This is a genomic window from Seonamhaeicola algicola (genome assembly GCF_007997385.1).
Classification (GTDB): domain Bacteria; phylum Bacteroidota; class Bacteroidia; order Flavobacteriales; family Flavobacteriaceae; genus Seonamhaeicola; species Seonamhaeicola algicola.
Genome location: NZ_VOSC01000033.1, coordinates 347039 through 359571, shown reverse-complemented (window position 1 = coordinate 359571; position 12533 = coordinate 347039). Strand labels below are relative to the sequence as shown.

At 32.7% G+C, this 12533-nt stretch carries 9 protein-coding genes and 2 tRNA genes; 6 read left to right on the top strand and 5 right to left on the bottom strand.

From position 1 onward, the window contains the following. Positions 1-27 precede the first annotated feature (27 nt). A tRNA-Gly gene (locus FUA26_RS15210) sits at positions 28-99 on the top strand. 55 nt (positions 100-154) lie between these two features. Beyond that, positions 155-238, top strand: a tRNA-Leu gene (locus FUA26_RS15205). 65 nt (positions 239-303) lie between these two features. Here FUA26_RS15205 and FUA26_RS15200 read toward each other — a convergent pair. From FUA26_RS15200 to FUA26_RS15185, 4 genes are all read right to left on the bottom strand, one after another. Continuing rightward, positions 304-942 (bottom strand): peroxiredoxin-like family protein, encoded by a 639-nt coding sequence (locus tag FUA26_RS15200; RefSeq protein WP_147138081.1) that lies wholly within the window; start codon positions 940-942, stop codon positions 304-306. A gap of 24 nt (positions 943-966) precedes the next feature. Further along, positions 967-2040 (bottom strand): alkene reductase, encoded by a 1074-nt coding sequence (locus FUA26_RS15195; protein WP_147138078.1) that lies wholly within the window; start codon positions 2038-2040, stop codon positions 967-969. 124 nt (positions 2041-2164) lie between these two features. After that, positions 2165-2728: a TetR/AcrR family transcriptional regulator gene (locus FUA26_RS15190; protein ID WP_147138075.1), complete on the bottom strand. Its 564-nt coding sequence runs from the start codon at positions 2726-2728 to the stop codon at positions 2165-2167. An 84-nt stretch (positions 2729-2812) separates the two neighbouring features. Then, the gene (locus tag FUA26_RS15185; protein ID WP_147138073.1) at positions 2813-4423 is read right to left on the bottom strand and encodes a transcriptional regulator; all 1611 of its coding nucleotides are present in this window, start codon (positions 4421-4423) and stop codon (positions 2813-2815) included. Between the two features lie 151 nt (positions 4424-4574). Between FUA26_RS15185 and FUA26_RS15180 the strand changes: the two genes are divergently transcribed. Next, the gene (locus FUA26_RS15180; RefSeq protein ID WP_147138070.1) at positions 4575-5396 is read left to right on the top strand and encodes a family 16 glycosylhydrolase; all 822 of its coding nucleotides are present in this window, start codon (positions 4575-4577) and stop codon (positions 5394-5396) included. Positions 5397-5411: 15 nt separating this feature from the next. On the opposite strand, the gene FUA26_RS15175 is transcribed toward FUA26_RS15180, so the two are convergent. Further along, a complete protein-coding gene (locus tag FUA26_RS15175; protein ID WP_147138067.1) occupies positions 5412-6605 on the bottom strand; it encodes a hypothetical protein in 1194 nt (397 codons plus the stop codon). A gap of 119 nt (positions 6606-6724) precedes the next feature. On the opposite strand from FUA26_RS15175, the gene FUA26_RS15170 reads away from it, so the two are divergent. Genes FUA26_RS15170 through FUA26_RS15160 form a run of 3 tightly spaced genes read left to right on the top strand, consistent with a single transcriptional unit; the run spans position 6725 to position 12493 of the window. Continuing rightward, on the top strand, positions 6725-9964 hold the full coding sequence (locus FUA26_RS15170; protein WP_147138065.1) for a DUF1553 domain-containing protein: 3240 nt from the start codon (positions 6725-6727) through the stop codon (positions 9962-9964). 10 nt (positions 9965-9974) lie between these two features. After that, positions 9975-11423, top strand: coding sequence for a DUF1501 domain-containing protein (locus FUA26_RS15165; protein ID WP_147138062.1), 1449 nt, complete (start codon positions 9975-9977; stop codon positions 11421-11423). A gap of 5 nt (positions 11424-11428) precedes the next feature. Continuing rightward, the gene (locus FUA26_RS15160) at positions 11429-12493 is read left to right on the top strand and encodes an NHL repeat-containing protein (protein ID WP_147138059.1); all 1065 of its coding nucleotides are present in this window, start codon (positions 11429-11431) and stop codon (positions 12491-12493) included. Positions 12494-12533 lie beyond the last annotated feature (40 nt).

Here is a 12533-nt window from a genome sequence, read left to right as displayed (position 1 = left end):
AAAAACAGGTTAGTTCATAAATAAATTGCGAAAGTAGCTCAGGGGTAGAGCATCACCTTGCCAAGGTGAGGGTCGCGGGTTCAAATCCCGTCTTTCGCTCTGAGAAATTCTTGAAAATATACCAATGTCGATTTGCTTTATGCAATCGAAGTGAGCTGAAGTGGTGGAATTGGTAGACACGTTGGACTTAAAATCCAATGGACATTAGTCCGTGCGGGTTCAAGTCCCGCCTTCAGTACAGAGAAAAAGCCGAAACATTTGTTTCGGCTTTTTTGTTTTATAATTGTTTGTGTTTTTTAAATATTAAAGTGTTTGTAAAGCTTTGGTAATTTCAGTAGGTTCTGCTCTATTTCTGTAATCAGCATCTAAAAAGGCATAAGTTATTTTACCATTTGTGTCAATTATATAAGTGGCAGCTAGCGGCAATTCATTTGAATCATCGCCATTAAATTCTTCTAAACTAAAATGATTTTTATAGTTGCTGGCTACATCATTAGGTAGTTTAAACATGATACCAAAATCTTTAGCTACTTTGTTTCCAACATCACTTAAAACTTCAAACTCTAAATTATGCTTTTCTGAAGTACTCAAAGATTTATCTGGTAATTCAGGCGTTAAGGCAAGTAGTGTGGCGTTGTTAGCTTTAAAGTTAGGTAATTCTGCTTGTAATGCACGTAAGGTTAAATTACAATATGGGCACCAGCCGCCTCTATACCAAGTTAACACTACATTGCCTTTTGCTAAGTAGTCTTTAAGCTCTACATTATTTCCTAGCGCATTATTTAGCTTGAAATTAGGTGCTTTATCGTCCACATTTTTAGCCTGGTCTAGTATGCCACTTTGGGCTACATTGTTAACGCCATTATCATATAACTCAATAACTGATGCATCAGCATTTGCTTCAAAATTTTGCTTTATTTTATTTAATTCTTCTTGTAACATAATTTATTATTTATAGTTAATATTTTAATTAAGTGTAGGGTAAGTTGTGTAACCCTCTTCACCTGGTGTATATAAGGTGTCTTGGTTTGCTTCATTAAAATGGGCATCTTGTTTTATGCGTTCAATTAAATCTGGGTTAGCAATAAAAGGGAAACCAATAGATATGAGATAGTTATTGTTTTCTGATACTATTTTTTCGGCTTGTTCTAAGTTGTTTCCATAACCGCCGTTAAAAATAACATTGCCATTAAATTTTGTGGCCAATGCTTCTAAAAAGCCTTCAGGAATTTTGTCAGATAGCGCAGCCATATGTAAGTATGCTAAGTTTAAGTTGTTTAGTTGTTTTACTAAATAGTTGTAAGTTTCCGGTATGTCATTATAAAGAGCCATATCATTAAATACGCCAAAAGGTGAAATACGAATGCCGGTTTTTTCGGGCCCAATAACGGTTGAAATTTTTTCTGCAAGTTCTAGAACAAAACGTGTTCTGTTTTCAATAGATCCGCCATAATTATCAGTTCTGTTATTAGAGCCTTTATTTAAAAATTGATTGGGTAAATAGCCGTTTGCAGCATGAATTTCAACACCGTCAAAACCAGCTACAATAGCATTTTTTGCCGCCGTAACATAATCGTTTTGAATTGTTTCAATGTCATTTATAGTCATTTCACGTGGCTTGCTATGAGGTTTCAAACCTTCAGAGGTGAAAATTTCGCCAACAGCTTGAATGGCAGAAGGTGCTATTACATTAGCGCCTTCAGGTAAATTTAATTGGTGTGCAATTCGGCCAGTATGCATAATTTGTAAAAATATTTTACCATCTTTTTTATGAACAGCTTCAGTTGTTTTTCGCCAACCTATTGTTTGCTCATTAGAGTATATTCCGGGTATGTTAGGGTAGCCTAAACCACTTTTTGATGGAGAGGTAGCTTCGGTTATAATTAAGCCCGTTGAAGCGCGTTGTTTATAATATGTAGCCATTAAATCATTTGGTAAGTTGTTAATGGCTCTAGAGCGGGTCATTGGTGCCATTACAACATGGTTGTTTAGTTTTAAATGATTTAATTTAAAAGGAGATAGTAATTTTGAATGTTTCATGATGTTTTATTTAACAGATTGACTATCAATCTAAAATTTTATAATTCTATTGAGGTTACTTTACAGTTAAACTATGTTTAATACTTAATAACTAAATATTTATTTAGTTATGGGTTAAATTTTTTTAAATTTTTTTGAATGTGGTTTCTATAAAATCTTCAATCTCATTTTTACAACTTACTCTGCATGATGTAACTAGTGCGTTTTTAGCAAGCATTAAAAAATTAGCTTCTCTTTGAATAGTTGCCTCATTTTTTGTTGGGTCTTTTCTTAATTTTTCAATAAAAATAGTTTTGAATGTTTTTAAATGAGGCTCTATAGCAGCGTTTATTAATTGGTCATCTTTTTTAGCAAACTCGTAATGTGTATTAACAATTAAACAGCCATTTTGGTTTGCCGTAGTGTAATTTGAATTTGCCAACTTATAAAATAATTGTTTAATATCTTCAACACCGTTATCAGCATTTTTTAAATCTTCAAGTAGTTTTTTAGATTTTTCTTTATAGGCTTTTATACATGCTAAAAAAACACCTTTTTTACTACCAAACCTTGCGTAAATTGAAAACATGTTAATACCCATAGCTTTTTCTAAAGCTTGTATTGATGTGTTTGAATAGCCATTACGTAAAAATAAATGCATAGCTTTATCAATTACTTCAGCTTCTATGTATTGTTTTTTTCTTGGCATTTAGCATTAAATTCTGCTCAAAACTAAATATATATTTAGAAACAAAATAATTTTTAACGTTTATTTATATTTTGAATTACATAGTTAACTATCAGGTAAAATATTGGCAATGTAATTTGTTAAACTGTCTTTTCTGTTTAAGTTTAGTTTTTTTCTAACTCTAGAGCGGGCTGTATGAACACCATGAGTAGATATGGCTAAAATTTCAGCTATTTCTTTACTGTCAAAATTCAGTTTAATTAGGGCGCAAAGTTTTAAATCGGTTTGGGTTAAATGTGGATGAAGCTTTAATAAACTCTCATAAAATTTATTGTTAATTTGCTTAAACCGAAGGTTAAAATCGTCCCACAATTTTTTATTACTTTTTCTGTATTTACTGCTAAGTTCTTGGTGTTTTTTTGGGTCTATATTCTTAATAGCTACCAATAATTCTTTTACTGAATGTTCTTTTTCTATAATTTGCAATGCATTAGCTGTTAACTCTTTATTCTTAATTTCTAAAATAGCATCATTCTTTTCGTTTATAATAGATTGTTCATACTGCAATTTTTTCATTTGAGTTTTTAATTTGTACGTAATTAAGGTAATAAAGCTTATAATTAAAAGCGCAGCAATAAGTAATTTTAATCTAAAACTAGCTTTATCTTTAGTTTCTAATAGTTTGTTTTGTGCAGCAATAAGTTCTTGTTGTTTATATATATCTTCTTGGTACTTATTTTTAATTTCAAATAATGCATTGTTTTGCCTACTTTGGGTGTTAAATAAGCTGTCTGACATGAATTTAGCACCTTGCATGTATTTAAATGCTTCGGTTTTATTGTTTTTAGCAAAATATAAAAGCGCTAGTTTTTCCATTACTTCAGGTTTAATTTCTGGGTGAACTGTTAAAGAATCTATAGCTTTGAGAGATTTTTGGTAATAAAACATGGCGCTGTCTTGTTGCCCAATAGCATGTTTTAAATTACCAATAAACATATTTACTTTTGCTTGGTAGCCTAAAGCATTATTTTCAAAATATGGTACTATGCCGTTTAAATACTTTTCTGCTTTTATGAAATCGCCTTTTTCAGTATGTATTAATCCGTATAATGCATTAACGTAAAATTGCTTTTTGTTTGAAGAATTTACAATATAACAAGAGTCTAAATATTGTAATGCAATATTGTAATCTTTCATTTTTATGTACTGATTTGCAATACTAAAATAGCTGTTTGATAGTTTGTTGCTGTTAGTTTTAGGTTGACTGTAGTATGCTTTAGCAATGTCTAATCCTTCTTGTAAATAATGTAAAGCTATGCTGTCTTTTCCGTAGTTGCCATATAGCAGTCCTAATTGTCTGTATAACTTTAAAACAGGTGCTTTATTATTAATATGTTTACCTTTAGGTAAGGTGTTCCAAATAATATCAAAAGCATTATTGTAACGGCCTCTAGCTTGCTCAATATAGGCTAAGCCAACCATACAATGTATATAATTAGCAGTATCTTTTTGAGTTAAATAGTATGACGCCTTCGTTTTAAAGTATGCTTTAGCTTTACCTTGATCTTGCATAGAAATTGTAAAACCTTTTTCTGGGAATTTTTTAAAAGAAAATATAGTACTGTCAATTACTTGTGCATTTAAAATGTTAATAAAAAGTGATGTTAAAATAAATATTATACTATGCTTTTTTGTTTTTAACGTATTGATAATCATTGTGTAATATATTCTTTTGTTCAATTGTAACGTAATATATTAAATGCATTTTACATGTAGTAGTTAAAAAACCATATGTAGTAATAAACACTTAAATATTTGTATAATTTGTGAAAGCAAACTTGATAATTTTAAATAATAAATATTAATAATGAAAAGAAATCTATTAGTAGCTGCTTTTTTGCTTATGCTAGTTTTTGTAAATGCGCAACCTAATGCACCTAAAGGATTTAAATGGGAAAAAGTTGAAGCCTTAAGTGATGAATTTGAATTTTTTGATACCAACAAATGGGTATATTCTTTATGGAATTATTCACCACCAAATATTATGAAGAAAAGCCAAGTTTCAGTAAAAAATGGTAAGCTAAATATTAAAGCCCAAATTAATAATGATTCATTACGTTGGATGAAAACAGGACGTATAATGAGTAAATCTCAAATTAGTTATCCTATGTATACTGAGTGTAGCATGAAAACAGCCAGTATTTCAGCATATAATACTTATTGGCTAAATAATGGAGATGCTGAAAATAGAAATGAAATAGATATTTGCGAAAATAATGCTAACCCATCTAACCCCAATGTAGGTCACGGTGTTGCTTATAAACCGTATATTATGCAATCAAATATTCATCATGCTGTAAATGGTGAAAATAAAACAGCGCCTAGTTTTGCATCTACACAATTGTTATCAAATAGTAATGTAAACAAAGGGAGAAGAACCGATGAAACATATCATACCTATGGTTTATATTGGGAAGATGATAGAAAATGCCATTTCTTTCTAGATGGTGAATATGTAGGCGCATCATTAGCTCCAAGACAATTTACAAGAGCTCTAAACATATATTTTGGGTTATGGACAAATAAATGGGATGGTTTTGCTAAAAAGGAAAATGTTATCAATGATACCAAAAATACTATGTATGTAGATTGGGTTCATACATACAGGCTTGTTAATAAAACAAATTAGTACAAATTAAAACTGTTATTTTTTGTTTATTTCAAGAATTGTAGGTGTTAACTCCATACGGTCTATACCTTTAACTTCAAAAAGCACTTCGTAATACGCAGGTATACTTCCAAATTTAGAAATCATTCTAGTTTCTAAGTTTTCAAGTAAGGTATCATCGGTAAAGTATTTTAAACTTTGCGAAGCACCAGTATCCCAAATACCGCCAAAAAGATATATGTTATTGCTGTTTGGTCCTGGAATTTTCATAATTATGCCATAGTCTGTATGGTATTCATTAGGGTTACCAAAAGGTTTTAAAACCTGTTTTGAATTAGTACTATCGGTGTAAATAATAGCATCTTGTTTTGGGGTGTACGGAAACGCTGTTGTTTCAGTATATTCCCTAAACAAACCAAAGGTTTTTAGCATACCCAAAACTATAAAATCGCCGTCTTGAAGCGCCTTAGGGTTAAAGCGTGCCATATTTCTAACGGCAAAATTCTTATTGTTTTTTGTGAAAATATGACTCAAATCTTTTATCCAAAGCGCACTATTGTAAATTAAGAAAGTGTAATCAGCGGGTTGAAAACTCACCTTAGAAGTTTCATTTAAAGATTTGAATTCTTCAAATTCTTCCAAAGAATTTACTCTAGAATTTCGTGTGGTTCTATTGGCTTTGTGCAAAGAATCTAATTCTTCGTAAAGAAATAAATCTCCAATTACAACCGTTAAAGGTTGATCTTTATGTAAAAGATCTTTCCACAATTTAGAAGAGCTTTTTTTTGATGTTTTTTTAGTGTTATTAAAGGCTATTATATTGAAGAATAATGAAACGATTAACACTAAAATAGTGCAAGCTATAACCGTTTTAAATGGAAATACTTTTTCTTTTTTTTGGGTTTCAAATTTTCGGTCAATCAACAATACCTCATAGCTTCCCTTAGGTATTTTTAAAATTTTTTTGTCGTGTTTACCTTCGTTTTTATAATAAGCTTCAAGTTTTTTTCTTAGGTTGTAAACATACACTCTAACCAATGTGCTTTGGGTTGGGTCAAAATCTCTTTTTCTAAAAATATCAGAAGCAATAGTGGTTTCTTTGGGTACATTTCTATTTAAAGTACAATCTGCCAAGTAGCTAAGTAGGTTAGCATAAGTGCTTGATCTTCCAAAGGATTTACTTGAAGTTATTTTATTAACTATTTTCTTATAATCAGGAATTTTCTCCATGTATTTGTTATAAGTTTTAAATGTAATAAATAATTTATTAACAGTTAATAAAACAGTTTATTCACTTATTAACTGTTAAAAATGGTTTCTATATTTGATAACACAGGTATTTATTAGGTATGAGAAACAATGCATTAATTTTTTTAATTTTAATGTTGGCTTATAGCTGCGGGTATAAAGTTCCGGAGCATTTAATTCCAGCATATGAGCACACGCCAAATGTGGTAGACTTTAACTATCACATAAAACCTATATTATCTGATAAGTGTTTTGCTTGTCATGGTCCAGACGCAAAAACTCAAAAATCTGAGTTAAGATTAGATACTCCAGAGCATGCTTATGCAGCTTTAGGTGATGCAGAACTACATGCAATAATGCCCCAAAAACCTGGTAAAAGTACGCTTGTTGATAGAATTTTAACAGATAATGCATCTGAACTTATGCCGCCACCAGAAGCTAATTTAGCATTAACAGATGCTGAAAAAGTTTTGTTAATTAAATGGATTGAGCAAGGAGCAGAGTACAAACCTCATTGGTCTTTTATTGCTCCAAAAAAGTATGAATTGCCTAAAACAACATATAACTATTGGCCAAAAAACAGCATTGATTATTTTGTTGCAGCCAACTTAGAAAAGCATGATTTAAAACCATCTGAAACAGCAACAAAAGAAACATTAATAAGGCGTTTGTACTTTACTTTAACAGGTTTGCCGCCAACTATTAAACAAATTGAATATTTTGTTAATGATACAACAAATAAAGCCTACGAAAATGTAGTTGATAAACTGTTAGCATCTTCTACCTATGGAGAACGAATGGCAGCAAATTGGATGGATGTTGCTAGATATGCTGATAGCGATGGTTACCTTGATGACAAACATCGAGATTTTAGTCCGTATAGAGATTGGGTCATTAATGCGTTCAATAAAAACATGTCTTATGAAGAGTTTGTAACCAAGCAATTGGCAGGCGATTTATTACCTAATGCCAATGTAGAAACCGTATTACCAACCGCTTTTAATAGGTTGCATAAGAAAAATTCTGAAGCAGGTATTGTTTACGAAGAGTTTAGGGCAGAATACGTGGCAGATAGAACAGCAACCATGTCTAAAGCATTCTTGGGGCTTACTGTGGAATGTGCCCGTTGTCACGACCATAAATACGATCCTATTAGTCAAAAAGACCATTATAAATTAGCGGCATTTTTTAATAGCACCAATGAAATTGGCACCGCTGTATACGGACCAGATCAAACACCAGGACCATCTTTACTCTTAACGAATAAAGAACAGGAAGATGTTATTAAATTTTTAGAGCAGCAAATTGGAGAATCAACCCGCAAATTAAAGACGATACTTAATCAAGGAAATTCGGACTTTAATAACTGGCTACAAACTGATAAGGTAAAGATTCAAAATACCATTTCAAAAACTATTAAAACGCATGTAGTTGCAAATTGGTCTTTTGAAACATTCCTAAAAAAGGAAAAAAACAGTTATAATATACCTGGTTTAAATAATGGTGGAATAGCAACTGCTAATGACCCTGTTATAAAAGAAGGCGCTTCTGGAAAAGCACTGTTTTTAAATGATTTTACAGCATTTAAGCTACCAAAAAACATAGGGTGGTTTGATCATACAGATCCTTTTTCAGTGCGTCTTTCCATCTTTCCAGATAAAGTATATGATGATGCTATGGTGTTTAACCATTGTGAAGATATTCGAAATGGATATAAAGGGTATTCTCTTCATTTAGAGGAGAATCACTTAAAATTTATTATTGCCTTTTCTTGGCCATCTAATGCAATTCAGGTAACTTCAAAAGAACCAATAACCGAAAAGGAATGGGCTAATGTAACGGTGTCTTATGATGGTTCTGGTAAAGCAAAAGGCATTCGCTTATTCAAAAATGGTAAAGAAATATCTGTAAAAGTTGATATTGATAATTTGTATAAATCCATACTTTTTAAACCCAATATCCATACCTATGGTTTTCATGGTTTTAGAATTGGAAGACGTGACGGGATGAAATCTTTTGTTGGTGGAGGTGTTGATAATTTAAAAATTTTCAATAAAGCATTATCAACCATTGAAGTTGCATTTATTGAAAACAGAAAAAGATTTAATTCGCTATTAGCAAATAAAACATCAGAAGAAAGCACATCGTTATTGTCAGAGTTTTACTTTGCTAACTTGCACAAACCAAGTAATACCGAAAAATTAAAAATACAAACCCTTAAAAAAGCGCTAACACAACATGTAGACAGTATTCCAGAAATTATGGTACTTGGCGATTTACCTGAACCAAGACCAACTTTTGTTTTAGATAGAGGGCAATACGATGCTCCAACTGATGAGGTATTTCCTGGAGTGCCCACAGCCGTTTTACCATTTAATAAAAGCTTACCTAAAAACAGACTAGGCTTATCTAAATGGTTATTTGATAAAAACAATCCTTTAACCGCAAGAGTGTTTGTTAACCGAATTTGGCAAATGCATTTTGGTAAAGGTATCGTTGAAACATCTGATGATTTTGGTAGCCAAGGTAGTTTGCCTTCACACCCCAAATTGCTAGATTATTTAGCAGTAAGTTTTATGGAATCTGGATGGGATATAAAAGCATTGCATAAACAAATTGTAATGTCTGAAACCTACAAGCAAAGCTCAAAAACAACCGAAAAGCTATTAGAAATAGATTCTGATAATGTATTGTTGGCACGAGGTCCAAGTTTTAGGTTGCCAGCTGAAATGATAAGAGACAACGCGCTTTCAATTAGTGGATTGCTTTCCGATAAACTAGGAGGGCCAAGTGTATACCCATATCAACCAGAAGGCCTCTGGGACGAATTAAGTAATAAAAAGTGGCGTTATAAGTATTTGCAAAAACCAGGAGAAGGGTTATACAGAAGAAGTCTATATACCATTTGGAAACGCACTTCGCCACCACCAACAATGAGTATTTTTGATGTGGCAGACCGTGGTGTTTGTGCAGTAAAGAGAAGACAAACAAGTACTCCCTTACAAGCATTAGTATTGTTAAATGATCCGCAATATATTGAAGCTGGACGCGTATTGGCAGAAAACTTAATTGAGCAATATCCAAAAAACATAACAAAACAGCTCAATACTGCATTTAAACTGGGCACAGGAAGAACTCCCATAGATGGAGAATTACAAGTACTAATTAAATTTTATAAGAATGAATACGAACGATTTGAAGCCAACAAAGCCAATGCTGTAGCGTATTTAAATATAGGAGCATCTCCAATAAAATCTACCGATAATTATACAGAAACAGCAGCTTTGGCAACAGTTATAAATGGAATTTTAAATACAACCGACGCTTTTACACTTAGATAAAAACTAAACCATGGACGACATAAAAAAACAACTACAATTTGCAGAAACCAGACGCGGATTTCTTAAAAAGGCTTCTTTAGGATTTGGTTCTATAGCATTAAGCTCAATGTTGGCACCATCTTCGGCATTTGCCAATAATGCACTATTAAATAATGACAAATTAGCACCGCATTTTATGCCCAAAGCAAAACGGGTTATTTATCTATTTCAAAGTGGTGCGCCCTCGCAAATAGAAACGCTAGACTATAAACCAGCATTGGCCAAATGGCATGGTAAAGAAATTCCACCGTCTGTTAAAGGTACACAACGAAATTCGGGTATGGTTACAGATCAATCTACATTTCCATTAGTGCAGTCAATTTTCAATTTTAAACAGTACGGGCAATCAGGTGCTTGGGTAAGTGATTTATTTCCGCATACAGCGCAGGTTGTTGACGATTTGTGTATTATTAATTCCATGTATACAGATGCCATAAATCATGAGCCTGCAGTTATGTTTTTACAAACAGGTTCTCAATTAAGCGGTCGTCCTTCAATTGGGTCATGGCTAAGCTATGGTTTAGGTAGTGATAATAAAGACTTGCCCAACTTTGTAGTGCTAGTTTCAAAAGGCGGTGGTTCCCAGCCCTTAAGCTCAGCGGCATGGGGTAATGGCTTTTTACCTTCACATCATCAGGGTGTTCAATTTAGGTCTGGTAAAAATCCTGTATTGTATTTAAACAATCCCCATGGTGTGCAAGATAATGACCGTAGGCGCGCTCTAGATTATATTAAAGCATTAAACCAGCAACAATATAGTTTATGGAATGACCCTGAAATTCAATCTAAAATCAATCAATATGAAATGGCTTATAAAATGCAAAGTTCAGTTCCGGAAGCTGTAAATACAAAAGAAGAACCAGAATATACTTATAAATTATATGGTGAAGATGCACGCAAACCAGGAACATATGCCGCAAATTGTTTACAAGCAAGAAGGCTAGCAGAACGTGGTGTAAAGTTTATTCAATTATATCATACCGGTTGGGATCAGCACGGAAATTTACCAGGAGGCATAAAAAGACAGGCCAGAGATACAGATCAAGCCACAGCGGGGTTGATTCAAGATTTAAAGCAACGGGGTTTATTAGATGATACCTTAGTAGTTTGGGGCGGAGAATTTGGTAGAACTAGTTTTTCACAAGGAAGGTTAACAGCAACTAGTTATGGTAGAGACCACCATCCAGGGTGTTTTAGTATGTGGATGGCAGGCGCTGGTGTAAAAGCAGGAATGGTGTATGGCAAAACAGATGAATTTAGTTATAACGTTGTAGAGAACCCAGTTCATATTCACGATTTTCAAGCTACACTATTACATTTACTAGGTATAGATCATGAAAGGTTAACCTTTAAACATCAAGGAAGACGATTCCGTTTAACCGATGTACATGGTCATGTAGTAAAAGATATTTTATCATAAGTATAATGGAAAGACGCACATTTATCAAATCATCTACAAAAGCTATAGCAGCTTCTACTTTGGTTTCGTCAGTGCCATTTTATATAATGGCATCTAAACCAAAATTAAGCGAGACAATTTTAGGTCACGGTAATTTTAAGTATCGTTTAGAGTTAGAATGGGGAAATCTAAACCCAAAAAACCATCCAGTAAAGAATTGTCATGAAATGGTAATGGATAAAAAAGGCAGATTATTTATGCTTACCGATCATGTTAAAAATAACATACTTATTTATGATAAATCTGGAAAGCTTTTAGATAATTGGACGCTGAAACTTCCAGGAGGTCATGGATTGACTTTACATGATGAAGGTGATGACGAATATTTATATATAACAGATCCTAACTTAGGCAAGGTTATAAAAACAACTTTAACAGGAACCATTGTTAAAACTTTCGATTCGCCAAAAGATAATGGCGCCTACAAATCTAACATGCATTTCCGTCCAACAGAAACAGCTATTGGGCCTAATGGCGATGTGTACATTGCTGATGGTTATGGTTCTCAATTTATTTTACAGTATGATGCCAAGGGTAATTTTATTAGGAAATTTGGCGGCGATAGTTTTCTGCAAGAAGCTAAGTTTAAACAGGCTCATGGCGTTGCGTTAGATACGCGAGATCCCAATAACCCAACTCTACTATGTTCTGCACGTATTAAGAATGCCTTTAAACGATTTACTTTAAATGGTAAATTCATAGAAACCTATTATTTACCAGGAGCTTATGTAAGTAGACCTGTTATTAATGGAGATAACCTATATTCTGGTGTTTGCTTTGGTATGGAAGAAGGCAATTATAACATGAAAATGAATAGAGGTTTTGTAACAATTCTAGACAAAAACCATAAAGTAGTTTCAAATCCCGGAGGTACAAAGCCAAAATATAAAAATGGAAAGCTGAAAATAATGTATCAGGATGCCCCCATTTTTAAGCACTGTCATGATGTGTGTGTAGACAATGATAAAAACCTGTATGTATGCCAATGGAACGCAGGAAACGTTTATCCTTATAAATTACACAGAGTATAATTATTGTATATCTAAAATTAAGGTGTAATCATTTATAAAA

Excerpts from the sequence above, each read along its gene's own strand:
- FUA26_RS15200 (WP_147138081.1), bottom strand. The coding sequence starts at position 942 with ATGTTACAAGAAGAATTAAATAAAATAAAGCAAAATTTTGAAGCAAAT.
- FUA26_RS15195 (WP_147138078.1), bottom strand. The coding sequence starts at position 2,040 with ATGAAACATTCAAAATTACTATCTCCTTTTAAATTAAATCATTTAAAA.
- FUA26_RS15190 (WP_147138075.1), bottom strand. The coding sequence starts at position 2,728 with ATGCCAAGAAAAAAACAATACATAGAAGCTGAAGTAATTGATAAAGCT.
- FUA26_RS15185 (WP_147138073.1), bottom strand. The coding sequence starts at position 4,423 with ATGATTATCAATACGTTAAAAACAAAAAAGCATAGTATAATATTTATT.
- FUA26_RS15180 (WP_147138070.1), top strand. The coding sequence starts at position 4,575 with ATGAAAAGAAATCTATTAGTAGCTGCTTTTTTGCTTATGCTAGTTTTT.
- FUA26_RS15175 (WP_147138067.1), bottom strand. The coding sequence starts at position 6,605 with ATGGAGAAAATTCCTGATTATAAGAAAATAGTTAATAAAATAACTTCA.
- FUA26_RS15170 (WP_147138065.1), top strand. The coding sequence starts at position 6,725 with ATGAGAAACAATGCATTAATTTTTTTAATTTTAATGTTGGCTTATAGC.
- FUA26_RS15165 (WP_147138062.1), top strand. The coding sequence starts at position 9,975 with ATGGACGACATAAAAAAACAACTACAATTTGCAGAAACCAGACGCGGA.
- FUA26_RS15160 (WP_147138059.1), top strand. The coding sequence starts at position 11,429 with ATGGAAAGACGCACATTTATCAAATCATCTACAAAAGCTATAGCAGCT.